A 24,819-nucleotide genomic window follows, 5' to 3' on the forward strand; every position below is an offset into this window, starting at 1 on the left:
GTGCCGTTGGCGCGTGAAAAGTGAGGGGTCTGAACGCGTGCCGCTTAGATCGGCTGCGTGGCAGGGGCCGGGGAGGCCGTCGCGGCGCCCTCGGGGTTCGTGACGGTGCACATGGCGCCCACGTAGCTGCGGGCGGGCGTGTCGGCCAGGCCCAGGCGCGAGCGGGTGGCGTCATCCAGCGAGGCCACGTTGAACGAACCGGGCTTGCCCAGGCCGCCATTGGCATCGATCGCCATCATGTCCTTCATGCACATGCGGTTGGCTTCCACGCAGCGGTTCAGGATGGCGTCATACAGGCCGGGGGCCACGGTGGCCCAGCGGCGCACGGGGTCGCGTTCGCTGGGCTTTTCCAGCTGCAGGTAGCCGTCGCGGCCCAGTTCGCCGCCGGCGTCCTTGGCCTGCTTGACCCACTGGTCGAAGCCCGCCTGGTCCACGCCATGGAAACGGAAGCGCATGCCCGAGAAGCCTGCGCCACTGTAGTTGGCGGAGAAGCCCTCGAAGTTGCCCTGCGCGTTGATCACGGCGTGCAGCTTGGTTTCCATGCCCGGCATGGCGTAGATCTGGCCGGCCAGGGCCGGGATGTAGAACGAGTTCATGACCGTCGAGGCGGTGATCTTGAACTGGATCGGGCGGTCCACCGGCGCTGCGATCTCGTTCACCGTGGCGATGCCTTGCTCGGGATACAGGAACAGCCACTTCCAGTCCAGCGCGACGACCTCGATCACCAGGGGCTTGGCGCCTTCCGGTACGGCACGGCCTTCGCTGATGCGGTCCAGGGGGCGGTAGGGGTCCAGCTTGTGGGTGCTCACCCAGGTGATGGCCCCCAGTGCGATGATGATCGCGAGCGGCGCCGACCAGATGATGAGCTCCAGGCCCGTGGAGTGGTCCCAGTCCGGCTGGTACTCGGCCTCGGTGTTGGCTTGGCGATAGCGCCAGGCGAACAGGAAGGTGAGGAAGATCACCGGCACGATGATCAGCAGCATCAGGACGGTCGAGACGATGATCAGATCGCGCTGCTGTGCGGCGATGTCGCCGGAGGGGCTGAGCACGACGGCATTGCAGCCGGCGAGCAGCGCGGCCGCGGGCACTGCGAGCAGTCCGCGAAGTCGGTGGGTGGAGGGCATACCGGGCAAGAAAGGTGGAAGGCGGCACGGATGGCCGCGGGAAGGCGTCGAATCTACGTGAAAACCATTGTGGTGTGAATGGGACGTTTTGTCCTACAGTGGGTTGCGGCTGCCAGAGACAGTTCACTGGCCCGCCAAAGCAAAAACTGCTGGTGCATTCAAAAAGGAGCACGCCGATGACCACATTGACACAGCATTTTCCCGGATCTTCATCGCGCGCCACCACGGAAGAAGACTCCCGGCCGGTACAGAACGGACACTCCCCCGTCGCTCCCGAGGAGATAGCGATCGGCGTGGTGATCGGCCGCGCTTCCGAGTATTTCGACTTCTTCGTCTACGGCATCGCTTCGGTGCTGGTCTTTCCCACCGTGTTCTTTCCCTTCGTGGACCGGCTGCAGGGCACGCTCTACGCCTTCGCCGTCTTCTCGCTGGCCTTCGTCGCACGCCCCTTCGGCACCGCGCTGTTCATGGCCATGCAGCGCCGCTGGGGCCGTGGCACCAAGCTGACGGCCGCGCTGTTCCTGCTGGGTTTTTCCACAGCCGGCATGGCCTTCCTGCCCGGGTATGAAAGCCTGGGGGCCTATTCCATCGTGCTGCTGGCCCTGTTCCGCATCCTGCAGGGGGTGGCGATGGGCGGTTCGTGGGACGGATTGCCCTCGCTGCTGGCGCTGAACGCGCCGGCCAGCCGCCGCGGCTGGTACGCCATGCTGGGCCAGTTGGGTGCGCCCACCGGCTTCATCATCGCCAGCGCCCTGTTCCTGTTCCTGCATGCCAGCCTGTCGACGGAAGACTTCATCTCGTGGGGCTGGCGCTATCCGTTCTACGTGGCCTTCGCCATCAACGTGGTCGCGCTGTTCGCCCGCCTGCGCCTGGTCGTGACGGATGAGTACACCAAGCTGCTGGAAGAGCGCGAACTGGAACCCACGCCCATCGGTGAGATGGTGCGCACGCAGGGCTACAACGTCTTCATCGGCGGCTTCGCGGCGCTGGCCAGCTACGCGCTGTTCCACCTGGTGACGGTGTTTCCCCTGTCCTGGGCGGCCCTGTACCCCGAGCAGCCGATCAACGACGTGCTGTTCGTGCAACTGATCGGCGGCGTGCTGGCCATCGGTAGCATGATCGCTTCCGGCGTGATCGCCGACCGCCTGGGCCGGCGCACCACGCTGGGCGTGTTGGCGGTGATGATCGCCGTGTACAGCGGGTTCGCGCCCGCGCTGATCGGCGGTGGCGCCGTGGCGCTGGATGCGTTCATCCTGATCGGTTTCGTGCTGCTGGGCTTGTCGTATGGCCAGGCGGCCGGCGCGGTGACGGCCAATTTCGCGTCCAAGTACCGCTACACCGGCGCGGCCTTCACCGCCGACCTGGCCTGGCTGGTGGGTGCGGCGTTCGCACCGCTGGTGGTGTTGGGCCTGTCAGCACACTTCGGCCTGTTTGCGGTGAGCCTGTACCTGCTGTCGGCTGCGGCCTGCACGCTGGGGGCCTTGAGCGTCAACCGCATGATCGAACGGCGCGACTGAGATCGGGCCCACGCGGAGGGCGGGCCGGTGCACGGCGCTGTTCGCCACCGTGGGCCGGTGGTATTTGCTATTGAAAAAATAGCAACATGCCCTAGAAGAATATGGGTTTCAAGCCATTTAGGCTTGAAACCCTTTTTTGTTGCGGCTTCCCTGGCGGCTTTGGCTTTGGCTTTGCTTTGGCTGGGGCTGGGGCTGGATGGCCAGTGGCCGTCGGGGCGCGCGCCTGAAGAGGATCCCGGGCAACCGGCAACCGGCAACCGGCAACCGGCAACCGGCAACGGCCAGCCTCAATCCCGCGGTCGGAACCCGATGACGAGGGACGAGGGCACCCGCCCGTCCACATCGCGCGGCAGGGTCTCAGTCTTGTCCAGCGCGCGCATCACGGCGTCGTCCCAGGCCTTGTTGCCGCTCGATTTGGTGATGCGGGTGCCCACGATGGTGCCGTCGGGCGAGGCCCGCACTTCCACCTCGGTGCGCAGGTTGTCCGAAATGGCGTCGGGATAGACGATGTTCGGCTTGACCTTGGCGGCCACCTTGCCGCCGTAGCTGCCGGACGGGCCGGCACTGCGCTGGGCATTGCCCGTGGCGGTTTCGCCGCCCGTGGCGCCGGCCAGGCCCTGCATGCGGCGCAGGTTTTCCTGGCGCAGGGCTTCGGCCTGCTTGTTCTGTGCGGCTTCGGCCTTGCGCTTGTCTTCCGCCTTGCGCTTGTCCTCGGCCTGTTTCTTCTGCTGCTCCTGGCGGTCCTGCTCAGCCTGCTTTTCGCGGCGCTCTTTCTCCGCCTTTTCGCGTTCTGCCTTGTCGGCCTTCTCGCGCTGTTCCTTCTCTTTTTCCTTTTGCAGGCGTTCCTTCTTGTCCTGCTCGGCCTGTTCCTTGCGCTCACGCTCGCGCTTTTCGCGCTCGGCCTGCTGCTGGCGTTCCTTCTTTTCCTGCTCCAGGCGCTTTTTCTCGCGTTCGAGGGCGATGTCGGCTTCGCGCGTGTCGGGCTCCGCCTTCGGTGGCGGGGGCGGTGGGGGGGGCGGCGCCGGCACCGGGGGCGGTGGGGGTGGAGCGGGGGTGGGCTCGGGCTGCGGCGTCGGCGGGGGTGGCACGTCGCGGGGCGCGGCCTGCTGCGGAATCCGATCCCAGATTTCCGCTTCCACGGCAGGCATGTCCGCGCTGGTCTTCCAGTTCACGCCCCAGGTCAGGGCGCCCAGCAGCGCCGCGTGCACGAGCACAGCCAGCGCCACGGCGCGCAGGCGCCCGGGCGGACGGGTGGGGGCGAACTGGTCGCGGTCGTTGGAGGCGTGCATGCGATCGAAAAAAGGCGAAAACGGTGCGGAGGATCGTGGGCGGCGAGGGCCCCGTCAGCCGCCGGACTTGACCGACAGGCCCACGCGCTGCACGCCCGCCCTCTGCAACGCATCCATGGCCTTCACCACGGTTTCGTACGTCACGGTCTTGTCGGCGCTGATGAGGATGGGCGTATCGGGCGGCTGCGTGGCCTGCCAGGCCTTGGCGGCGGCGCCCAGGCCCTGCAGGGTGATCGGGCGCTCGGCATCGCCGGTCTTGAGCTGCAGGCTGCCGTCCTTCTGGATGATGACCTGGCCGAACGACTTGGGCGGCTTGGCGCCCTTGCCGACGGAGGGCACGTTGATGGCGCTGGGCGTGAGCATGGGCGCGGTCACCATGAAGATGATGAGCAGCACCAGCATCACGTCGATGAAGGGCACCATGTTGATTTCGTTGATGGTGCGGCGCCGGCCGCCGCCGCGTGAAGCCATTGCGGGCATGCTGCTGTCTCCTGTGCTGCTCAGTGGCCCGAGGCGGACGACGTGGGCTGCGCGCCCAGGTTGCGCTGCAGGATGTTGGAGAACTCCTCGATGAAGGTCTCCTGCTGAATGGCCACGCGGTCGATGTCGCGCGCGAAGCGGTTGTAGGCGATCACGGCGGGGATGGCGGCGAACAGGCCGATGGCGGTGGCGACCAGCGCTTCGGCGATGCCCGGGGCGACCGTGGCCAGGGTGACCTGCTCCATGCCGGCGAAACCGGTGAAGGCATGCATGATCCCCCACACGGTGCCGAACAGGCCCACGTAGGGCGAGACGGATCCCACGGAGGCGAGAAAGGACAGGCTGGACTCGACCACGTCCATCTCGCGCTGGAAGCTGGCGCGCATCGCGCGGCGGGCGCCGTCGAGCAGCGTGCCGGCGTCCGAGATGCGGCGCTCGCGCAGTTTCTGGTACTCGCGCATGCCGCTGGCGAAGATGCGTTCCATGGGGCCTGCGTTCTTGGCGTTCTGCGCGGCGCTGGAGTACAGGTCGTTCAGGCTGGTGCCCGACCAGAACTCGCGCTCGAAGTCTTCGTTGAGCGACTTCACGCGCTTCAGGGCGAACAGCTTGCGGAAGATCGCGGCCCAGCTGGCCACGGACACGCCGATCAGCAGCAGCATGACGAGTTGCACCACCCAGCTGGCGTTGAGCACCAAATTCAGGATGGACATGTCTTGGGAGTTCATGATGAGAGTTGTTCCAGAAGGGGGCCCGGGATGCGTGCGGGACGCAGGGTGGCGGCATCGACCCATCCGATGCGGATGGTGCCTTCACACAGTAGCACGGGCTGGGATTCGATCATTTGCTCTGGTTTCAGGAGCGCTTGCTGGCGTATTGTCAGGGATGCGCTGCCACCCTCTTGCAAAGAGGCCGTAACAATCAGTTCATCGTCGAGGCGCGCCGGCCGCAGGTAGCGCAGGCGCGCGTCCGTTACGACAAACATGCCGCCCGTGAGTTCCCGCAGGTTCTGCTGCCCCAGGCCCAGCGAACGCAGCCATTCGGTGCGGGCACGCTCGAAGAACTTGAGGTAGTTGGCATAAAACACGATGCCGCCGGCGTCGGTGTCCTCCCAGTAGATGCGCAGGGGCCACTCGAACGGGGTCGAGGCCCGAGGGGGGGCGTTCTCCGTTGCCATGCCGGCCTTCATCCGAGCAGCGTGCGCAGGCGGGCCACGGATTCTTCCAGCTGCGCCATCGAATTGGCCGTGGAAAAGCGCACGAAGCGCTGCGGCTCGAACGCGCCGAAGTCGCGGCCCGGCGTGACGGCCACATGGGCGCGGCGCATCACCTCGTAGGCGAAGTCCCAGCTGCCCGAGACGCCCAGGCGCTCGGCGGCCTGCGTGCAGTCGGCCCAGGCGTAAAAGGCGCCGTCCGGCACCACGGGCACCGGCAGGCCCAGCGCCTGCAGCGCGGGAATGAAGTAGTCGCGCCGGGCCTTGAACTCGGCGCGGCGGCGCTCGTATTCGGCGATGCTCTCGGGCTCGAAGCAGGCGAGGGCGGCATGCTGCGACACGGTGCTGGCGCAGATGAAGAGGTTCTGCGCCAGCCGCTCGACCACCGGCACCATGGCCTCGGGCACGACCATCCAGCCCAGGCGCCAGCCAGTCATGTTGAAGTACTTGCTGAAGCTGTTGATGCTGATGACGTTCTCGTCGATGGCCAGTGCCGTGTGGCCGAAGCGTTCCTCGTACGACAGGCCCAGGTAGATCTCGTCGATCAGCGTCACCCCGCCGCGCGACTGCACGGCCGCGTGGATGCGGCGCAGCTCCTCGGGCGCAATCGAGGTGCCGGTGGGGTTGGAGGGCGAGGCCAGCAGCACGCCGCGCGTCTTCGGCCCCCAGGCCGCCTCCACCTTGGCGGCGCTCAGCTGGTAGCGCTCTTCGGCCGTGGTGGGGATGAGCACCGCCTTGCCTTCCGCCGCGCTCACGAAGTGGCGGTTGCAGGGGTAGCTCGGGTCGGGCATGAGGATCTCGTCGCCCGCATCGATGAGGGCCAGGCACGCGAGCTGCAGCGCGGCCGAGGCCCCTGCCGTGACCACGATGCGCCGGGCCGGCACCTGCACGCCGAAGCGGTCGGCATACCAGCCGCTGATGCGCTCGCGCAGCGGCTCCAGGCCCAGGGCGTTGGTGTATTGCGTGGTGCCGCGCTGCACGGCGCGGGCGGCCGCCTCCTGCACCAGCGGCGGCGCGGTGAAGTCGGGCTCGCCGATGTTCAGGAAGATCATCGGCTCGCGCGTGCCGGCGACCTCGCGTGCCAGGGCCTGGGCGGCCTTGGCCACTTCCATCACATAGAACGGTTCGATGCGCTCGGCGCGGGAGGAAAACTGCATGGAAAAGATTCCTGCCCGCGCGGCGCGGGCGTGGGGATGGGATGCCCGCCGGGGCACGGCGCGGGCGCGGGGCCGGACCGGCCCCGGGCGCTCAGGCGCCGTCCGCCGGGGCCTGCGGTGGCTGCACCGGGTTCGCGCCCTTGTCGGCCGCGACTTCGGTGGCGCGCAGCGTGGGGGCCAGGCCGTTGAGCACGCCGTTCACGTACTTGTGGCCGTCGGTGCCGCCGAACTCCTTGGCCAGCTCGATGCATTCGTTGATGACCACGCGCCACGGCACGTCCAGGCAGTGCTGGAACTCGTACACGCCGATCCACATGGCCGCGTGCTCGATGGGCGAGATCTCGGCCATCTTGCGATCGAGCTGCGGGGTGATCAGGGCGTCGAGCGCCTCGGCCGATTCGATGCAGCCGTGCAGCAGCGCGTCGTAGTGGGCGGCATCGGCCTTGTGAAAGCCCGCCAGGTCGCGGGTGAAGGTGTCGATGGCGGTGGCGTCGTTGCGGCCCACCAGGTGCTGGTAGAGCGCCTGCAGCGCGAACTCGCGGGCGCGGCTGCGGTTGGATTTGGACGCGGCCTTGCGGGCGCCGGTGCTGGTCACGCCGGTGCGCGCCTGCCGTGGCGGGCGCTTGGCGCCGCCGGGGTGCGAAGAGGTGGAGTCGCTCACGACAGCTCCTCCAGCAGGTTGGCCATTTCCACGGCCACGCGGGCGGCGTCCTGGCCTTTTTCAGTCTGGCGGGCGATGGCCTGCTCCATGTTCTCGGTGGTGATGATGGCGTTGGCCACCGGCACGTGGTAGTCGAGCGAGATGCGGCTCACGCCCGCGCCCGATTCGTTGGCCACCAGTTCGAAGTGGTAGGTTTCGCCGCGGATGATGCAGCCCAGGGCGATCAGCGCGTCGTATTCGTCGCGCTCGGCCATGGCCTGCAGGGCCACCGGCACTTCCAGCGCGCCGGGCACCAGCACGTGGTGGATGTGCTTTTCCTGCACGCCCAGCGCCAGCAGTTCGGCACGGCAGGCCGCGGCCAGGGTGTTGGTGATGCTCTCGTTGAAACGGGCCTGCACGATGCCGATGTGCAGCTTCTTGCCGTCGAGCTTGTCCGCTGTTCCTTTGTCTGCGCCAAACATGTCTTATTCCTTGGGAAGGTATCCGGTGATCTCGAGGCCGTAGCCCGCCATGCTGGGCATGCGGCGTGGCGGGCCCATCAATTGCATTTTGTGAACGCCGCATTCGCGCAGGATCTGCGCGCCCACGCCGTAGGTGCGCAGGTCCATGCGGCCGCGCTCGGGCGCGTGGGCCGAGCGGGCGCGGCCCTCGAACTGCTCCAGCAACTGCTCGGCGCTTTCGCCGCAGTTGAGCAGCACGGCCACGCCCTGGCCTTGGGCGGCGATGTACTGCAGGCTGCTGTCCAGCCCCCAGGAGTGCATGGAGCGGTTGACCTCCAGCGCGTCCAGCACCGACAGGGGCTCGTGCACGCGCACGGGCACGCTGTCGTCCGGGCCCCACTGGCCCTTCACGAGCGCCAGGTGTACGGCCTGGCTGGGTTCGTCGCGGAAGGCGTGGGCGGTGAACTCGCCGAAGGCGGTCTGCAGCGGGCGCGTGCCCACTTTCTGCACCAGCGATTCGTTGCGGCTGCGGTATTCGATGAGGTCGGCGATGGTGCCGATCTTGAGGCCGTGCTCGGCCGCGAAGATCTGCAGGTCGGGCAGGCGGGCCATGGTGCCGTCGTCCTTCATCACCTCGCAGATCACGGCGCTGGCGCTGCAGCCGGCCATGGCGGCCAGGTCGCAGCCGGCTTCGGTGTGGCCGGCGCGCATGAGCACGCCGCCGTCCACCGCCTGCAGCGGGAAGATGTGGCCGGGCTGCACCAGGTCGGCGGCCACGGCGTGGGGCGCCACGGCGGCCTGCACGGTGCGGGCGCGGTCGGCGGCGGAGATGCCGGTGGTCACGCCCTCCGCCGCCTCGATGGAGGCGGTGAACGCCGTGCCCATCTTGGTGCCATTGCGGGCCACCATGGGGGCCAGCTTCAGCAGCTCGCAGCGCTCGCGGGTGAGGGTCAGGCAGATCAGGCCGCGGCCGAAGCGCGCCATGAAGTTGATGGCCTCGGGGGTGACGTGGTCGGCGGCCAGGACCAGGTCGCCTTCGTTCTCGCGGTCTTCCTCGTCCACGAGGATGACGATGCGCCCGGCGCGCATCTCGGCCACGATGTCTTGCACCGGCGAGATGGGCGCAGGGGTCAGGGGGGTGTTCATGGAGGGCAGGGCTTTCGGTGGGCCGCGCGGGTGGCGTGCACCGCACGCTGGTCCGGCCACGGCCCGGACGGAGCCGCCTCCAAAGAGCGGGCGGTGCGGCGCTGGCCGCACGGTGCGGGAGCGCTACGCGCCCCAAAGGCGGCGATTTTAGTCCACTTAGTGGACTTGGGGCGCGGGCGAGGCGGGCCGCGTCCGGCCGCCCTCGCGCCCGGCCAGGGCACCGGCCACCATCACCCACGCCAGCAGCAGCAGGGACAGCAGTTTGAGCCCGCTGGCCACCGTCAGCACCGTGGGCCAGTGCGGGTGGTGCATGTGCAGCGTGGCGTGGTTTTCCACCAGGTCCGACAGCACCAGGGCCAGCATCGTCCAGTGGGCATGGCGGTAGAGCCAGCCCAGGGCCCAGCCCGGCGGCACGGCCCGCGCGACCAGCCGCCGCAGGGCCCAGGCCACCGGGTAGGCCAGCCAGAGCGCGTAGCTGGCGAGCAGGGCCCAGTCCCAGGCGATGGCGCGGCGCACGCTGTCGGTGCCGCCGCAGACCACGCCCCAGCCGGCGTGCCAGTGCGCCGTCACCTGAAAGCCCGAAGGCAGGCCCTGCACCCACCCCGGCGCCGACTGCAGGTCGCAGGCGGCCTGCCCGAACTGGAACGTGATGGCGAACAGCACGGCGGTGACGACCGCCAGCGCGACGCCCAGCCAGCGCCAGGGCTGCGTGCGCGGCACGGTGTTGGCGGGCACGGCGCCGTCTACCGGGCGGGCCGTGGGGTCGATGAAGTCGCTCGGAAAGCGCTCGCGTGCATTGAGGCCGGTCCAGACCCAGTAGGGGCAGTCGTAGGCCTGGTCGTGCATGGCCGTGAGCGGGTCGCCGGGCTGCAGCTGGCCCCGGTCCACGCGCAGGCCTTTGGCGAAGGCCTCGTCCACCATCCATTTGAGCGTGAGATTGGACAGCCCGTCGCGCGCGTACGAGCCGCCCACGTCGCTGTGCACGCCGCGGAACCAGCGCTGATCGTAGCTGCGCCAGGGCCGCTCGCGCTCGGTGAAGTGCGGGTCGGCGTAGCGCCGGGGCGAGTACTTGCTGCGCGATTCGTACAGCGACATGGCATGGCGCACGTTGGCGAACCGCTTGCGGGCGAACTCGGTGGAGTTGGTGATCTTGATGCCGCCCAGCAGCCCGCTGCCGATGGCCTCCACCGTGTCCCACACGCCCACGAAGTGCACGAGCGGCGTGCGGCCCAGCGAGAAGTTGTCGATCACGTCGCGCGCGAAGGCCTCGCGGCTCCTGGTGCCGGCCTGGTTCTTCTGGCCACTCGGGGCGAAATAGGTGCGCACCAGGGTTTCGATGAGCGGCAGGCCCTCGGTGTGGATGAGGCCGTACATGTTGATCATGCCGGCCACCGCCCGCGCGGTGAACGCGCCGCGCGAGAAGCCGAACAGGTAGATGCGGTCGCCCGGCCGGTAGGTGTGCACGAGGAACTTGTAGGCCTCGGCGATGTTGGGGAACACGCCGCTGCCCAGCGCCAGCCCGGCCAGTTGCCGCAGCTGGTTCCTGGCCTTGGACAGGATGCCGTCCGCCGGGAATTCATTGGTGGTGCCCACGCCGGGGTCGTAATAGACCAGTTGCGTGGGCTCGCTGCCCGATGCGTCCCGGCCCTTGCCGAGCATGCGCAGCAGCTTCACCACGTTGGTGTCCTGCTGGTTGCCCAGGATGTTGCCGGTGCCGTCGAACAGCAGCACGAGGTTGCGGCCCGGCTGCGCGGCCCATTGCTCGTCCGCAGCGATGCATTCGGCCAGGATGGCCTCGCGCGTGGGCGCGCGGTCGGCGGCGTCCGGTGCCGTGGCGTTGGCATGGGCGGCCGGTGTGGCCGGCGTGTCTTTGGCGTTCATGGTGTCCTCCCTCCCGTGGCGATGCGTGTCCGGGAGATTCTGGGCGAGGAACGCGCGCCACAGCAAGGGTGCCCGCCCCATGGGGGCGCGGAGCGGGCCCGGGTTCAGATCATTTCAGCCGGCTTCAGATGCCGGGCGCTTCCAGCCGCACGTCGCTCACCGGGTAGGCCACGCAGGGCAGCACGCAGCCCTCGGCGCGCTCCTCCGGGGACAGGCCGGGCCATTCGATGGCGTAGCGCACCTCGCCTTCGGCCAGCAGGCCGATGCAGGTGCGGCAGGTGCCGTTGCGGCACGAACTGGGCCAGTCGATGCCGCCTTGCTCCAGCGACAGCAGCAAGGGCTGCTCGGGCCAGGCATCGCACTGGGTGCCGTCGTCGCCGACGCGGGCGGTGAAAAAGGGAACGGAAGAAGGGTCACTCATGGCGAACGGCCACAGGAGGGCGGTGAACGAGAGGGTTAGGGATGAAAAAGGCCTCCAGTGCAATCAACACTAGGGCATGTCGCTATGTTTTTAATAGCATTCATGGGCCGTAGCGCTGAGCACACTGGGTTGCCTAAAAAGAAGGCAGTCGAGCGGTAGGCGTTCAAAATCAACGACTTGGCGTCGCCATACAGGGCTTGTCCCGAGTTATCCACATGATTGTCCAGCGGCACCAGGGATAACCACAGCCCTGTGGGCAACCGGGTGCCTAAAAATGAGGCGGCGCATCGGTTTCCTTGCAAAATCAACGGCTTGGCGTCGCCATACAGGCGTTGTCCCGGGTTATCCACATGATTGTCCAGTGCGGGCAGGGATAACCCGAGGGGCCTTTCAGGCGCCGACCTTGACGCCTTTCCAGAACGCGAAGCGGCCGCGGATCGACTCGGCTTCGGGCTTGGGGTCGGCATAGGTCCAGACGGCGTCGGGGTTCAGTTCGCCGTTGACCAGCAGCGACCGGTAGGTGGCCTGGCCCTTCCAGGGGCACATGGTCTTGTGGTTGCTGAAGGTGAAGTATTCCGGCTTCAGCGCGCTTTCGGGGAAGTAGTGGTTTCCCTCGACCAGCACGGTGTCGTCGCTCTCGGCGACGGTCACGCCGTTCCAGATGGCTTTCATGGGGGTGTTCCTTTGCAATGAAAAAATGAGGGCTGCACTGATGGGATGGGGATCGCGCGAGCAGCCATCCCATGAATCGCAGGCCATGGGCCGGGGCGCGGCAGCGCGTTGAAGGCCGGACGATGGGCCGTGGCAACGCGTCGCGGTCTTGCCGGAAGAACACCTTACCCGAATTTGCCCGCGTCCTTGTCGTCGTCGCCGCCACGCGGCGGCAGTGCACCGCCCCTGTTCCGCCCGGCTCAGGGCCGCAGGTCGGGCGATGGCGTGAGCGGCACCCCTTGTGCGCGCGCGGCCGCCTCCTGCGCCGCCATGGCCCGGCCGAAAGCGGGCCGCTCGCGCAGGCGGGCCCAGTAGGCTGCCACGGCGGGCGGGAATGCGGCGGCCAGCGCCAGGTGTTCGGCCAGCAGCAGCGCATAGCCCACCGACACATCCGCCGCCGTGAAGCGCCCGGCACACAAGTAGGGCTGCTGCGCCAGCCGGGGTTCCAGCGTGCGCAGCCGCGCCAGGAACCAGCGGGCGTAGTCGTCGGCCACCTGGGGGCTGCGGCGCTCGGCCGGCTCGAGATACCGGTAGCGCAGCACCAGGGTCTGCGGGAAGGTGAGCGTGGCTTCGCCGAAATGCAGGTCGTTGAGATAGCGGCCGAAATCGCGTTCGCCCACCTCGACCTGCAGGGGAGTGGGGGCGTGGCGCGCGCACAGGTATTGGCACATGGCGGCGGATTCGGTCATGCGGGTCTCGCCATCGAGCAGCAGCGGCACGGTGCCCAGCGGGTTCTCGCCGAGAAATTCGCGCGCGTGGACACGCGGCGGGAAAGGCAGCACCTGCAGCGCATACGGCGCATTCAGCTCTTCCAGCATCCACAAAGGGCGGAAAGAGCGTGCGCTGAGGCAGTGATGGAGCGTGAGCATGGACGTGTTCCCGGCGGTGCCGCCGCCATCGATGAAGAGGAGGCCACCAGCTTAGGGGCGGTGCCGGGCGCTGCTGCGACAACGCGTTCGCAAAAGCTGCCAATGTGTTGGCAGGGCGCTGCGTGCCGGGGCACCGGTCCGCGCCGTCCAGGGGATCAGGACAGGCCGTGGCTGTCCACCCACGCGGCCAGCGCCTGCGCGCTGCGGAACTCGTCGCAGGCGCGGGCCGGCACGCCGGGGTAGCGTGCGTTCCACATCTTGGCGAGCGCCTGGCCCGGGCCCACCTCGACCACGCAGCGCACGCCGCGCGCATGCAGGTTGTCCATGCACTCGTCCCAGCGCACGGTGCGGGCGATCTGCGCCGCCAGTGCGTCGCGGGCCTGCGGCACGCTGGCGATGCGGTCGGCAGCGTTGCTGAACAGGGCCGTGCGCGGGCGGGCGAAAGCCGTGCCCTCCAGCACCTGGCGAAAGGCATCGGCCGCCGGTTGCAGGGCCGGCGTATGCGAGGCCACGCCCACGCGCAGGCGCGTGCAGTGGCCGCCTTGGGCCGTGGCCAGCGCTTCGGCGCGGTCCAGCGCGGCCAGCGCGCCGCCCAGCACCACGCTGTCCGGGCCGTTGCGGATCGCCACGGCCAGGCCGGTGTCGCGCACCAGGGCGTCGATGGCGGCCGGTGCCATGCGGCTCACACCGATCAGGCCACCGGGGTGGCCGGCGGCGCAGCGGTCCATGGCCTCGGCGCGCGCCTGGGCGAGCGACAGCGCGGTGCCGGCATCGAACACGCCGGCTGCACTGAAGGCGGCCAGCTCGCCCACGCTGTAGCCCGCGACGGCGGCCGGTGGGGGCAGCAACGGGGCCAGGGCGTCCCATGCGGCCAGGGCCAGGCCGGTGAGCAGCACCTGTGCGTGGGCATTGCGCGCGGCCCAATCGGCGTCCTGCAGTGCGGCGCGCCAGTCGCGCACGCCGAGGCGTTCGTTCACCGCGCGCACCGGGGCGCCGTCGGCCAGCCAGGGCAGCATGTCGGGGTGCTGCATGCCCTGACCCGAAAACACCAGGGCATAGCTCATGGTGCGCTGCCCGCCGGTGGCGCCATGCGGACCACCCAGCAGGCGGCGGCCAGCAGGTCGGCCGAACCGCCGGGCGACAGGCGCCGTGCGACGAAATCACGGCCGATGGCGTGGGCGGCCTCCAGGCCGCCGGGCCGCCCGGCGCCGCCCGCGGCCAGAAAGCCCCGCGCACAGGCCTGGGCGTGGCGCAGGCCTTCCAGGCCACCCCGGTGGGCGAGGTTGCTGTCGTCCAGCACGGCCATCACGGAAAACAGTGTGTCCACGCGCGCCTGCTGCACGCCGAGCCCGCGGGCGAGCCCATGGCGCAGCGCGGGCACTGCGGTGTCGAACAGCACGGGAAAGCCGAGCGCGGCCTCCTGTGCCGCGCCGCGCAGGCCGTGGCGCGCCGCGGCGATGCCGCCAGGCAGCCGCGGCGCGCGCAGCGTGCGTTCGGCGCGCTCTGCCAGCGCCGCGCCCCAGTGGCGGCGCAGCGCCTCGCGCAGCGCGGCGGGCTGCAGGGGCGTGCCCTCGCGCGCCAGCGCCCCCGCCGCGGCGCACAGCAGGCCCAGCGTGAAGATCGCGCCCCGGTGGGTGTTGACGCCGCCTGTGGCCGCCACCATGCGCGCTTCGGCCTCGATGCCGCAGCGCTCCAGCGCCGGGAACCCTTCGCCGGCATGGCCCAGCGCGGCGATGCGCACGAAATAGCCTCGCAGCGCGAACAGGCTGCGCATGAAGGTGCGGGCATCCATGTCGGCGTGGCTGCCGTTGTCGGTGAGGGTCACCAGCCCAGGTTTGGGCGACAAGGCCAGTTCGTCGTAGAGCGACAGCGTGGCGGCGCGGCCGATGGTGTGCGGGGCCGGGCCTGGGCCGGGGCCTGGGCGCGGGGCACTGGCGGGCCGGCGCAGTGCGTTGGCGGTCATGGCATCGGCTCCTCTGCGGCCGGTTCCTCCGCCGGTTCCGTGGCCGGCCAGAAGGGGGCTTGCGCCAGCGCGGCGCCGGCCAGGCGCTTGACCATCACGGCCTTGCCGCGGCCTGCACGCCAGGCGCTCCACTCGCGCCAGGCCACGGCGGTGCCGTTGGCGAACAGCAGTTCCCCGTCGAGCCGGGGCTGCGCCTTCGGGAAGGCGAGCAGGCAGGCGGCGACGGCATCGGCCTGCGCGGGGCCGGCCACGCCGATGCACAGGTCGGCGTCGGAGCCGCTGCGCAGGTGGTCCAGCCCGGTGATGAGCTGCCAGCCGTGGCTGCCGTAGATGCGGGCGGCCACGCCGCAGGCCTGCAGCGCCTCGCACAGGCGGCCCCAGGCGGCCTTCGATCCGGTCGGCATCAGCGGCTGGGCCAGCAGGGCCGGGGGGAAGGCGTCGAAGTAAAGGATGTCTTCGCGCGCCACGCGCAGCGCCAGGCGGCGCCGTGCCCAGCGGCCGGGGGCCGGCAGGCCCAGCGCGATGCTGCCGTCCGGGCCGGGCGGCTGGGTGGTCACCACGAGCGGAAGGCGCCGCGCGGCCCAGTGATCGAGGCATTCGCGGGCCTCGCGGTCCCAGGGCAGGGCGAGCTGGCGCTGCCAGCCGGCGTCGGACAGGCAGGCGAGCTGATGGCGCTGCAGGGGCAGGGCGGTGGCCATGGGCGTGGGTGCGTGAAAGGGGGGCGTCCCGTGCTCAGGCCGCGTCCAGCACGCGCTGCGCCACGGCGGCAGCGAGCTGGCGGCCGCCGCGCGCGGCGCCGTCCCGGGCCCGCACGTCGTCGGTGGGCGTGTGGGCCACGGCCTCGCGCAGCGCGGCGGCCAGGTCGCCTTCCCACAGCGCGCGCACGCCGCCCATGGCCACGTAGTTGTCCACGCCCGGGGCGAACACGGGGTTGGACTGCGACAGCTCGGTGAGCCGGGCCTCGGGCAGCTTGGTCACTCGCGCCATGGCGGGAATGCGCATCACGCGGATCTCGGCCTCGGGCAGCGCGTAGCAGGCGTCGGCGATCAGGCCCGAGGTGATGAAGCCGCCCGAGAGCGCCTGGTCGTAGACCAGCCCGACCACGCGGTGGCCGTGCCGGCGCGCGAGGTCGATGGCCATCCCCAGGTGCGCCATGGCGCGGTTGATGCCCAGCAGCTCGTCGCGCCGGCGCAGTTGCTGGCCCTGCGTGTCGATGAGCAGCAGGATGGCGCGGCCGGGGTGCTGCGCCACGGTGTCCAGCACCGCGCGGGCCTGGGCCAGCGCCAGCCGCACGCCGATGGGCGCATGGTTTGTGGTGCCGATCACGGCCAGGGGCTGGCCGTCGAAGGTGGGCGTGCCCAAGAGCAGGTCGCCATCGGCCACGATGCCGTGCTGCGCGCCGAAGAGCCTTTCGGCCAGGGTGTTCCATTGCATGTCGGTTCCTTCTCGTTCGTTGCTGCGGGTTCAGGCCGGGCGCAGGCCCTGCACCGCCGCCACGTCCAGCTCGGGCACGCGGGCGGCATCGGCCACGCCCAGGGCCTGCCACAGCGCGGTGGCGTCGTCGGCGGGGGCATCGTCCGGCAGGTGGTCCAGCGCGGCCATGCGGGCGGCCAGCAGCGCGTGTTCGGCCTCCAGCGCGGCCGGCGTGACGGGCCGCGCGGCCCCGAGCGCGGCGATGGCGGCGGCCCGGAAGGCGGCCACGTCGTCCTCCACCAGCGCGTCGCAGTCGCCCGTGAGCCAGCGGTGCTTGCCGCCGCTGGTGCGCCACACCAGGGCGCGGTCGCGCGCGTCGTACTCCTCCACGCCGTGCGAGGCCTCGATCACCTCGGGGCCCGACATGGCGAGGCGGCCCATGTCGCTCATCACCACGTGGTCGGCGCAGCGCGCCACGATGCCCATGCCGCCGAAGCAGCCGTTGGCGCCGCCGATCAGCACCACCACCGGGATGCCGGCGGCGCGCACGTCCAGCACGGCGCGCATGACCTCCGAGACGGCGATCAGCCCGGCGTTGGCCTCGTGCAGCCGCACGCCGCCCGACTCGGCCAGCAGCAGCACGGCCGTGGGCCGGTCGCGCAACGCGCGCCGCAGCAGGCCCACGAGCTTGGCGCCGTGCACCTCGCCCACGCCGCCGCCCATGAATTCGCCCTCCTGCGCGGCCACGAAGATGGGCTGCCCGCCCAGCGTGGCGCGGCCGACGGCCACGCCGTCGTCGAAGGCCGAAGGCACGCCCAGTTGCGCCAGGTGCGGGCTGGTCACGCGCTCGGCCGGCGGCAGCCATTCATGGAAGCTGCCGGCATCCAGCAAATGGGCCAGGCGCTCGCGCGCGCTGCATTCCGCGTAGCTCAGACTCATGGCCGCGCTCCCGGTAGTTCGGCCACGGCCTGGTCGAGCCGCAGCCCCACCACGGCGGGCGTGGCGCCCATGTCGTTGATGGCGATGCGCACGCCGGCCAAGGCGTGGCGCGCATGGAAGTCGTCCAGCACCGCCTGCCAGATCGGGCCGAAGCCGCGCGCGGAGGTCTCCACGCGCACCGAGCAGCCGGTGCCGCTGTCGGGCTCCAGCAGCACCTCGAGGTTGCCGGAGCCGACCACGCCGACCAGCACGGGGGCGAAGGGGCCTGTGGGGCGGCCGCCGGGGAAGGAAAAGTCCAGGGTTTCGAGCCCTGCGGGAATGTCGCTCATGGGGTGCCTCCTACCAGTTCCGGAATCTCTTGGGCGGCTGGTACAGCCCGCCCGACGCGCGCACCAGGTCGCGCATGCTGCGCGCGGCCAGCAGGTTGCGCGTGGCATCGCGCGGGTCGATGCCCAGGTCCTGCGGGCGGTGGATCACCCCGCGGTCGCGCAGGTTTTCCACCGCGCGCCGGTCGCGGGCCAGGCCCACCGCGGTATAGCCCGCCACGCCGCGGATGGCCTGCTCGCGCTCCTCGTCGCTGCGGCACAGCAGCAGGTTGGCAATGCCTTCCTCGGTGAGAATGTGGGTCACGTCATCGCCGTAGATCATGATGGGCGGCAGCGCCATGCCGGCCTGTTCCTGCAGCGTCCAGGCGTCGAGCCGTTCCACGAACGCGGGTTGCATGTGCTCGCGGAAGGTCTCCACCATCTGCACCACGAGCTTTTGCCCGCGCGGCGTGCCGGCCGCGCCGGTGCGGCCCGCCCGTGCCTGCGCGCCGGCCTTGAGCCAGGCGGGGCTGGCATGGCGCCGTCCGCGCGCGTCGGCCCCCATGTTGGGCGCGCCGCCGAAGCCCGCGATGCGCCCCAGGGTGGCGGTGGAGCTGTTGCCGTCCAGGTCGATCTGCAGGGTGGAGCCGATGAACAGGTCGCAGGCATAGTGGCCCGCGGCCTGGCAGAAGGCGCGGTTGCTGCGCAGGCTGCCGTCCGGGCCGGTGAAGAAAACGTCCGAGCGCGCGCGGATGTAGTCCTCCATGCCCAGCTCGGAGCCGAAGGAGTGCACCGACTCCACCCAGCCGGCCTCGATGGCCGGGATCAGCGCCGGGTGCGGGTTGAGCGCCCAGTGCCGGGCGATCTTGCCCTTGAGGCCCAGCGACTCGCCGTAGGTGGGCAGCAGCAGTTCGATCGCGGCGGTGTCGAACCCGATGCCGTGGTTCAGGCGCTGCACGCCGTACTCGCCGTAGATGCCCTTGATCGCCATCATGGCCATGAGCACCTGGATCTCGCTGATCTGCGCGGGGTCGCGTGTGAACAGCGGCTCGATGAAGTGCGGGTGCGGGGCCTGCACGACGAAGCTCACCCAGCCGGCCGGGATGTCCACGCGCGGCAGCGTAGTGGTGCGGCCGTCCACCATCTCGTTGACCTGCGCGATCACGATGCCGCCCGAGAAGGCCGTGGCCTCCACGATGGCGGGCGTGTCCTCTGTGTTGGGCCCGGTGTAGAGGTTGCCCTCGGCATCCGCCGCCTGCGCGGCGATCAGCGCGACCTGCGGCGTGAGGTCGATGAAGTAGCGCGCGAACAGCTCCAGGTAGGTGTGGATGGCGCCGATCTCGATGCGCCCGGCCGACACCAGCCGCGCAATGCGCGCACTCTGCGGGCCCGAGAAGCTGAAATCGAGCCGCGAGGCGATGCCGTTCTCGAACACGTCCAGGTGCTGCGGCAGCGCCAGCACCGACTGCACCATGTGCAGGTGGTGCACGCGCGCCGGATCGACCTGCACCAGCGCATCGGCCAGAAAGTCGGCCTGCTTCTGGTTGTTGCCTTCGAGGCAGACGCGGTCGCCGGGCTCCAGCACGGCTTCGAGCAGCGTGCCGATGGCGGCGGCATCGACCCGTTTGCCGGCCAGCGGCATGCCGTGCGCAGCCAGCGCGCGGTCGGCCCGCGCGAGCCGGGCGGCGCGGCGGTCCGCGCGGGTGTTCCAGTCTCTGGGGTTCATGGGAGGTAGGGGTGGGTTGGAAGAAGAAAGGGCGGGGGCTGGCGGCCGGTCAGAGCACCACGAACAGCAGCCACACCACCACGGGTGCGATCAGTGTGACAGCGGCGCCATACACCATGAGCTGGCGGAAGAACACCTCGCGGTTCACGCCGCGCGCATTGGCCAGCACCAGCGCGCCGTTGGTGGAGAAGGGGCTCACATCGACGATGGTGGACGACACGGCCATGGCCGCGATGAACCCCACCGCGCCCACGCCGGCATCGCCCGAGCCGCCGCCCTGCAGAAACGGCACGGCCAGCGGGATCAGCGAGCCGAGCACCGCCGTGGACGAGGCGAAGGCCGAGATCACCGCGCCGACGAAGCACAGCAGCAGCGCCGCCATCAGCGGCGAGGTAAGCGCGGCCACGCTGTGGCCCACGAAGTCGATAGTGCCCATCTTGTCCATCACACCCACGAAGGTGCTGACGCCCACGATCAGCATGATCTCGGGCCAAGACACCTGGCCGAGCGCGCGCTTTTGCAGGTTGGGCGCCATCAGCGTGAGCAACAGGCCGATGGTGATGGAGACGAAGCCGATGTCCTGCTTGAAGAACAGCGTCAGCACGGCGAGGGTGAGCAGGCCGATGACGGTGACCGCCTGGTACCAGCGCGCGCCCTCCGCTTGCGGCGTGGACGGGGCGGCGTTCATGAGCGAGTCGTCCGTCTGGGCGGCGGTGCGGCGTTCCTCGGCCAGGGAGTCGCCCTCGGCGTTGCCATAGACCTGGGCGCCGCCCTGGCCGTGGGCGACCTGCGGCAGGTCGAACGGGGTGTTGCGGGCGCCGGTGCGCTGGCGCGCCAGCTTCAGGCCGCCCATGGCCACGAACAGCGCCATGGCCACGGCCAGGTTCACCGCGAGGCTGGCCGCCATGGTGGCGATGGGGTTCAGCGGCAGGCCGGCCGTGGCCACGATCTTGTTGGTGATGCCGCCGTAGATGCTGATCGGCGAGAAGCCGCCGCCCTGCGCGCCGTGGATGACGAGCAGGCCCATCATCAGCGGGTTGATCCCGTACTTGGCCGCGAAGCCCAGCGCGATGGGCGCGATGATCGCGACCGCCGCCGGGCTGACGGCCCCCACGCCCGTGAGCGCCGCGGCGATGAAGAACATGATCCACGGGATCGCCGCGATGCGCCCGCGCACCGCGCGCACCGCCAGCTTGACCAGCCAGTCGATCGTGCCGTTGTTCTGCGCCAGCGCGAACAGGTAGGTGATGCCCACCAGGGTCAGGAACAGGTCGGCCGGAAAGCCCGCCATGATGGCCTTGGCATTCATGCCGGCCACGAGCGTGCCGACCAGGAAGGCCCCGACGAAGGCGATGACGCCCATGTTGATGGGCAGCACGGTGGCGATGACGAACATGCTGGCGAGCGCGCAGATGGATATCCAGTGGGAAGTCATTGAATTTGTCTCCTGTCCGTGGCGCCCCGCGGCGGCACAGGCCGGTGGCTGTGCTCATGGATGCGGGGCTTTGTTCTTGCAGGGGACGATACGCAGCCGGGCGGCGCGGATCAATGCCAGCGGCGTGCCGACACTTACGCTAATCGAAACGATCCAGGGTTACCCCGTAGGGTGGCAGCTGAGGCGGCTCAGGACAGCGCCGCCTTGGCGGTGCGGCAGACGGCCAGCAGGGCGAGCAGGTTGGGGTCGCGCTCGCGGGTGCGCAGGAAGTGCAGCGCGATGGTCTGGCGCATGCGGTAGCGCTGCTGCAGCGTGATGAGCCGCACGTTGGGCGGCAGCACGCCCCGCACCCGCCCGGGCAGGAGCGTGCAGCCCACGCCGCCGCTCACCAGGTTCATCAGCGAGAAGATGTCCTCGGTCTGCATCACCACGTCGGGGGTGAAGCCGGCCACCCGGAACGTCTCCATGAATCCCTGGTAGGTCACGAAGCCTTCCGTGAGGCTGACGAAGCGCTCGCTGGCGCAGGCGGCCAGGTCGATGGGCTCGTCGGGCGGGTAGTGCGAGTCGGCCGGCGCGGCGAAGTGGATGTCGTCCTCGAACAAGGGCTCGCACTCGAGGTCGGGCATATCGCCGGACGACCCCATCAGCGCGGCGTCGATGGCGCCGTTGCGCAGCTTTTGGCGCAGGTCGGCGTCCGAGCCCAGCACCAGTTCGGTCTGCAGTTCGGGCAGGCGCCGCTTCATGCCCATCACGAGGGTGGGCACCGTGCGGCTGGTCAGCGAATAGAGGGATCCGATGCGGATGCGGTCGGACGAATACCCGGCCACCGCCCGCGTGGAGCGGATGCCCTCGGCCAGCGTGCCCAGCAGCTCGCGCGCGACCTCCGCCAGGTGGTGTGCGGCCTCGGTGGGGTGCAGGTGCCGGCCTTCGTGGCGGAACAGGGGGCAGCGCAGCGCGTCCTCCAGCGAGTGCAGGGCGCGGTGCACGCTGACCGCGCTGATGTCCAGGCTCTCCGCCGCACGCGCGAGGTTGCCAGCCTCCAGGAAGACCCGCAGGATGTGCAGCTTGCGAAGGGTGATGTCGTCATCGGGACGGTGGGGCATGGCCATGCGGTGGGGGCTCGATCAGAATTCGTGCTGGGCCGATTGCAGCACATTGCGCGGCCGCTTTTGCAAAACCATCCACTGGCCCGCGGGGCCCACAGGAGAGAGAAACCCATGGCAATCGATTTCAAGGGCCGCGTGGCCATCGTGACGGGCGCGGGCGGCGGCCTGGGCCGCCAGCATGCACTGGCGCTGGCGGCGCGGGGCGCGAAGGTGCTGGTCAACGACCTGGGCGGCGCGGTGGACGGCAGCGGCGCGGCCGTGGGTGCGGCGCAGGCCGTGGTGGACGAGATCCGCGCGGCCGGCGGCGAGGCGCTGGCCAACGGCGCCTCGGTGACCGACTTCGCGGCCGTGCAGGGCATGGTGCAGCAGGCCGTCGATGCCTGGGGCCGCGTGGACATCCTGGTCAACAACGCCGGCATCCTGCGCGACAAGTCCTTCGGCAAGATGGACATGGACGATTTCCGCCTCGTGGTGGATGTGCACCTGATGGGCGCGGCCCACTGCTGCAAGGCCGTGTGGGCGCACATGGTGGCGCAGCAATACGGCCGCATCGTGATGACGACCTCTTCCACCGGCCTGTACGGCAACTTCGGTCAGGCCAACTACGGCGCCGCCAAGCTGGCGCAGGTCGGGCTGATGCAGACGCTCGCCATCGAAGGGGCCAAGCACGGCATCCACGTGAACGCGCTCGCGCCCACCGCCGCCACCCGCATGACCGAGGGCCTGATGCCCGAGGAGGTGCTGGCCGCCCTCAAGCCCGAGGCTGTGGTGCCGGCCATGCTGGTGCTGGCGCACGAAAGCGCGCCCACGCGCACCATCCTGTGCGCGGGCGCCGGCACCTTCGAGGCGGCGCACGTCACGCTCACGCAGGGGGTGCATCTGGGCATCGGGTCCGATGTGCCCGAGCAGCTCGCCGCGCGCCTGGCCGAGGTGACAGACCGCACCGGCGAACAGGTGCCGCAAAGCGGGGCGGCCCAAGGGACGAACGAGGTGCGGCTGGCCCAGCAGCGCTGAGCGTCCGGGGCCCGCGTCGCGCCGCGCCGGCGTTTCAGCGCACCGGCTCGGCCGCGAGCGCCTCGCGCAGGATGCGGCGGATTTCCAGGATCGCCCGGGGGTTCTCCTGCACGCTGTGGTGCGAGGTCAGCACCAGTTCCGACTCGGCACCCGCCAAGTGGGCGCTGCCGTAGGGAACGATGCCATCGCTCGAATGCGCCAGCGGGGTGCCCGGGTCTTCGCGGCCCATGATGGAGTGGTAGCGCACGCGCGGGCCGATCGGCAGGTCGGCGGCGGCGCGCACGAACGGGTCAGTGTCGGCCAGGTTGTCGATGCTGTTGGGCAGGCGCGGCGGAACGCCTCCGGACGAGGGCTGCGTGGCCTGTGCCCTGGCCAGCGTGCGGGTCGCATCGCCGAAGCGCTCCAGCACGGCCAGCGGCAGCGTCACCATGTTGGCCAGCCAGCGCGAGAGGGTCTTGTTGGCGAACGGCGTGCCCCGGTGGGGCGCGGCGATGAAGACCGCCCGGCTCACCTGGGGCATGGGGTGGAACACCAGGAAGGGGCCGAGGTCCTCGCGCAGCCGGGCCTGGTCTTCCGGGGGCAGCACGGGGCGGCCGATGACCTCGTCCCACAGCGTGTCGCCGGATTCGGACACCAACAGCCGCGCCAGAACGCCCCCCATGCTGTGGCCGACCAGCACGATGTCGCGCGATGCGCGCGCCGTGCCGGCGGGATCGAAGTGCGCCAGCGTCTGCACCAGGGCCTCCCGGATGTCGTGCTGGTTGAGAGCCAGCGGTGCATTGGTGGGGTAGTACACCTGCCACACCTGGTAGGCGTCCCGCAACTGCGCATCGCCCAGGACCTCGTTGGCCACGTTGATCCAGGCCTCGGGGCTGCTGGCCAGCCCGTGCAGCATGACGATGGTGCGGCGGTTCGGGTCATAGGGCTGCATGAGGTGGATGCGCGGCGCGTCCAGCCGGTCGCTCCAGCCCAGCAGCGTGCGCATGGCCTGCGTGGCAAAGCCCGAGCGCGCCAGCCACAGGCCGTACCCCGCGGTGAAGTTGCCCGCCAGCGGCACCTGCTGCCCGCCCAGTTCCACCCGGGCGGTATGGTAGGGGTCGTAGATCGCCACCTGCACCTCCTGCGTGCGCAGCACTTCGCCCAGCGTCTTGCCGGGAAACCGCAACAGCGCGGTGGCCGCGGGGTAGGGCATTTCCTTGAAGGGTGCGGGCGCTTGCTCGCCCGGCTCGGGCACCGACGCCGCCACCAGTTCCGTGCCGAAGCCGTCTCGCCGGTAGGTGTTGCGAACGCCGGAAAACCGCAGCGTGGTGGCCGGGATCAGTTCCTCGGGCAGCGGGGCGTCGCTGGGCAGGCGGATGTCCGAGGCGTCGCTGGAAATCCGCCAGGCGCCGAGGGTGCGCGCCTCGTCCGACCGGCGCCCTTCGGCGCGGTAGCGCTGGAACAGCAGGGACACCACGCGCTGCGTGGCGAAGTTGTAGTAGTCGCGCACCTGCGTCTGCCGGTCTTCGAACGCGCGCTCGCCGGGGGAGCGCTGCGTGAAGAACAGATAGGCCCAGGCGTAGCGGGCCGACTCCATCCAGGCATCGAGCGCCTCGTCCTGCGGCAGCGGCGCGCTGCGGTCGCGTTCGCCTTCGAGGCCGACCTGCAGCCAGACTTCTGCCAGCGCCGACAGGCGCTGCTCCTCGCTGATGCCGTTCGAGGCGGCCAGCTGGTTGCGGCAGTCGGCCAGGTCGTCCGCGCAGGTGTCGGCATCGCTGCCGATCACGCGCAGTACCTCTTCGGTGGCTTCGCTCACTCGGCCGCTGGTGAGCACGTCGCCGCGCCGCTGCGAGAGGTATTCGCGCGGGGACATCGACGACACCGTCACCCCCGCGCAGCCGCACAGCACGGCCGCTGCGCACAGCGCGGCGAGTCCCCGCAACACCGACCAGGGTATGCGGCGCGGGGCAGGGGACCAGGTGCGGTGGAATGGCGACTGGGTGGGTGGCGACATGGGGCGGGCCGGGCGGCGA

Annotated in this window: 25 protein-coding genes; 2 read left to right on the forward strand and 23 right to left on the reverse strand. The window is 70.1% G+C overall.

The genetic code is table 11. From position 1 onward, the window contains the following. Window positions 1-44: 44 nt before the first annotated feature. Window positions 45-1,124, reverse strand: coding sequence for a ubiquinol oxidase subunit II (cyoA, locus tag AVAK2825_RS13575; protein ID WP_272564071.1), 1,080 nt, complete (start codon window positions 1,122-1,124; stop codon window positions 45-47). A 176-nt stretch (window positions 1,125-1,300) separates the two neighbouring features. Between cyoA and AVAK2825_RS13580 the strand changes: the two genes are divergently transcribed. Continuing rightward, window positions 1,301-2,641, forward strand: coding sequence for an MFS transporter (locus AVAK2825_RS13580; RefSeq protein WP_284399458.1), 1,341 nt, complete (start codon window positions 1,301-1,303; stop codon window positions 2,639-2,641). Between the two features lie 287 nt (window positions 2,642-2,928). Here the strand turns inward: AVAK2825_RS13580 and tolA are convergent, their stop codons facing one another. The 21 genes from tolA to AVAK2825_RS13685 all read right to left on the reverse strand — a co-directional run bounded on the left by tolA (window position 2,929) and on the right by AVAK2825_RS13685 (window position 21,790). Then, window positions 2,929-3,930: a cell envelope integrity protein TolA gene (tolA, locus tag AVAK2825_RS13585; protein WP_284399461.1), complete on the reverse strand. Its 1,002-nt coding sequence runs from the start codon at window positions 3,928-3,930 to the stop codon at window positions 2,929-2,931. A gap of 54 nt (window positions 3,931-3,984) precedes the next feature. Beyond that, on the reverse strand, window positions 3,985-4,410 hold the full coding sequence (locus AVAK2825_RS13590) for an ExbD/TolR family protein (protein WP_272564068.1): 426 nt from the start codon (window positions 4,408-4,410) through the stop codon (window positions 3,985-3,987). A gap of 20 nt (window positions 4,411-4,430) precedes the next feature. Next, the gene (gene tolQ / locus AVAK2825_RS13595; RefSeq protein WP_272564067.1) at window positions 4,431-5,135 is read right to left on the reverse strand and encodes a protein TolQ; all 705 of its coding nucleotides are present in this window, start codon (window positions 5,133-5,135) and stop codon (window positions 4,431-4,433) included. After that, window positions 5,132-5,584 carry a tol-pal system-associated acyl-CoA thioesterase gene (locus AVAK2825_RS13600; protein WP_284399466.1) on the reverse strand — a complete coding sequence of 151 codons (453 nt, stop codon included), beginning with the start codon at window positions 5,582-5,584 and terminating at the stop codon, window positions 5,132-5,134. Before AVAK2825_RS13600 ends, tolQ begins: the two co-directional genes overlap by 4 nt. An 8-nt stretch (window positions 5,585-5,592) precedes the next feature. Then, complete coding sequence (locus AVAK2825_RS13605; RefSeq protein WP_284399469.1) at window positions 5,593-6,777, reverse strand: pyridoxal phosphate-dependent aminotransferase; 1,185 nt, start codon at window positions 6,775-6,777, stop codon at window positions 5,593-5,595. Between the two features lie 91 nt (window positions 6,778-6,868). Next, window positions 6,869-7,438, reverse strand: a complete 570-nt coding sequence (gene nusB, locus AVAK2825_RS13610; RefSeq protein ID WP_284399471.1) for a transcription antitermination factor NusB — start codon at window positions 7,436-7,438, stop codon at window positions 6,869-6,871. Next, complete coding sequence (ribH, locus tag AVAK2825_RS13615) at window positions 7,435-7,899, reverse strand: 6,7-dimethyl-8-ribityllumazine synthase (RefSeq protein WP_284399473.1); 465 nt, start codon at window positions 7,897-7,899, stop codon at window positions 7,435-7,437. Before ribH ends, nusB begins: the two co-directional genes overlap by 4 nt. 3 nt (window positions 7,900-7,902) lie before the next feature. Beyond that, entirely contained in the window at window positions 7,903-9,024 is a 1,122-nt protein-coding gene (gene ribBA / locus AVAK2825_RS13620; protein ID WP_284399476.1) for a bifunctional 3,4-dihydroxy-2-butanone-4-phosphate synthase/GTP cyclohydrolase II, read from the reverse strand. A 156-nt stretch (window positions 9,025-9,180) separates the two neighbouring features. After that, complete coding sequence (locus AVAK2825_RS13625; protein ID WP_284399478.1) at window positions 9,181-10,905, reverse strand: T6SS phospholipase effector Tle1-like catalytic domain-containing protein; 1,725 nt, start codon at window positions 10,903-10,905, stop codon at window positions 9,181-9,183. Window positions 10,906-11,029: 124 nt separating this feature from the next. Continuing rightward, window positions 11,030-11,326, reverse strand: a complete 297-nt coding sequence (locus AVAK2825_RS13630) for a 2Fe-2S iron-sulfur cluster-binding protein (protein WP_284399480.1) — start codon at window positions 11,324-11,326, stop codon at window positions 11,030-11,032. Between the two features lie 390 nt (window positions 11,327-11,716). Then, window positions 11,717-11,998: a DUF427 domain-containing protein gene (locus AVAK2825_RS13635; protein WP_092739949.1), complete on the reverse strand. Its 282-nt coding sequence runs from the start codon at window positions 11,996-11,998 to the stop codon at window positions 11,717-11,719. A 239-nt stretch (window positions 11,999-12,237) separates the two neighbouring features. Further along, window positions 12,238-12,906: a glutathione S-transferase family protein gene (locus AVAK2825_RS13640; RefSeq protein ID WP_284399494.1), complete on the reverse strand. Its 669-nt coding sequence runs from the start codon at window positions 12,904-12,906 to the stop codon at window positions 12,238-12,240. A 155-nt stretch (window positions 12,907-13,061) separates the two neighbouring features. After that, window positions 13,062-13,970, reverse strand: a complete 909-nt coding sequence (locus tag AVAK2825_RS13645; protein ID WP_284399496.1) for an ACP S-malonyltransferase — start codon at window positions 13,968-13,970, stop codon at window positions 13,062-13,064. Continuing rightward, window positions 13,967-14,869, reverse strand: coding sequence for a triphosphoribosyl-dephospho-CoA synthase MdcB (mdcB, locus tag AVAK2825_RS13650; protein WP_284399498.1), 903 nt, complete (start codon window positions 14,867-14,869; stop codon window positions 13,967-13,969). The genes AVAK2825_RS13645 and mdcB overlap by 4 nt, the downstream gene beginning before the upstream one ends. After that, complete coding sequence (mdcG, locus tag AVAK2825_RS13655; protein ID WP_284399501.1) at window positions 14,866-15,567, reverse strand: malonate decarboxylase holo-[acyl-carrier-protein] synthase; 702 nt, start codon at window positions 15,565-15,567, stop codon at window positions 14,866-14,868. Before mdcG ends, mdcB begins: the two co-directional genes overlap by 4 nt. Before the next feature lie 34 nt (window positions 15,568-15,601). Then, on the reverse strand, window positions 15,602-16,303 hold the full coding sequence (locus AVAK2825_RS13660; RefSeq protein WP_284399504.1) for a biotin-independent malonate decarboxylase subunit gamma: 702 nt from the start codon (window positions 16,301-16,303) through the stop codon (window positions 15,602-15,604). Window positions 16,304-16,333: 30 nt separating this feature from the next. Continuing rightward, complete coding sequence (locus AVAK2825_RS13665) at window positions 16,334-17,221, reverse strand: biotin-independent malonate decarboxylase subunit beta (RefSeq protein WP_284399508.1); 888 nt, start codon at window positions 17,219-17,221, stop codon at window positions 16,334-16,336. Next, complete coding sequence (mdcC, locus tag AVAK2825_RS13670; protein ID WP_272564053.1) at window positions 17,218-17,550, reverse strand: malonate decarboxylase acyl carrier protein; 333 nt, start codon at window positions 17,548-17,550, stop codon at window positions 17,218-17,220. The genes AVAK2825_RS13665 and mdcC overlap by 4 nt, the downstream gene beginning before the upstream one ends. Before the next feature lie 10 nt (window positions 17,551-17,560). After that, on the reverse strand, window positions 17,561-19,252 hold the full coding sequence (mdcA, locus tag AVAK2825_RS13675) for a malonate decarboxylase subunit alpha (RefSeq protein ID WP_284399513.1): 1,692 nt from the start codon (window positions 19,250-19,252) through the stop codon (window positions 17,561-17,563). A gap of 49 nt (window positions 19,253-19,301) precedes the next feature. Further along, window positions 19,302-20,687, reverse strand: coding sequence for an SLC13 family permease (locus tag AVAK2825_RS13680; protein ID WP_284399516.1), 1,386 nt, complete (start codon window positions 20,685-20,687; stop codon window positions 19,302-19,304). Between the two features lie 188 nt (window positions 20,688-20,875). Further along, window positions 20,876-21,790 (reverse strand): LysR substrate-binding domain-containing protein, encoded by a 915-nt coding sequence (locus AVAK2825_RS13685; RefSeq protein WP_284399577.1) that lies wholly within the window; start codon window positions 21,788-21,790, stop codon window positions 20,876-20,878. A gap of 114 nt (window positions 21,791-21,904) precedes the next feature. On the opposite strand from AVAK2825_RS13685, the gene AVAK2825_RS13690 reads away from it, so the two are divergent. Beyond that, window positions 21,905-22,807, forward strand: coding sequence for an SDR family NAD(P)-dependent oxidoreductase (locus AVAK2825_RS13690; RefSeq protein ID WP_284399521.1), 903 nt, complete (start codon window positions 21,905-21,907; stop codon window positions 22,805-22,807). 34 nt (window positions 22,808-22,841) lie between these two features. On the opposite strand, the gene AVAK2825_RS13695 is transcribed toward AVAK2825_RS13690, so the two are convergent. Beyond that, window positions 22,842-24,800: an esterase/lipase family protein gene (locus AVAK2825_RS13695; protein ID WP_284399523.1), complete on the reverse strand. Its 1,959-nt coding sequence runs from the start codon at window positions 24,798-24,800 to the stop codon at window positions 22,842-22,844. Window positions 24,801-24,819: the final 19 nt, after the last annotated feature.

The organism is Acidovorax sp. SUPP2825 (assembly GCF_030158995.1).
Classification (GTDB): Bacteria; Pseudomonadota; Gammaproteobacteria; order Burkholderiales; family Burkholderiaceae_C; genus Paracidovorax.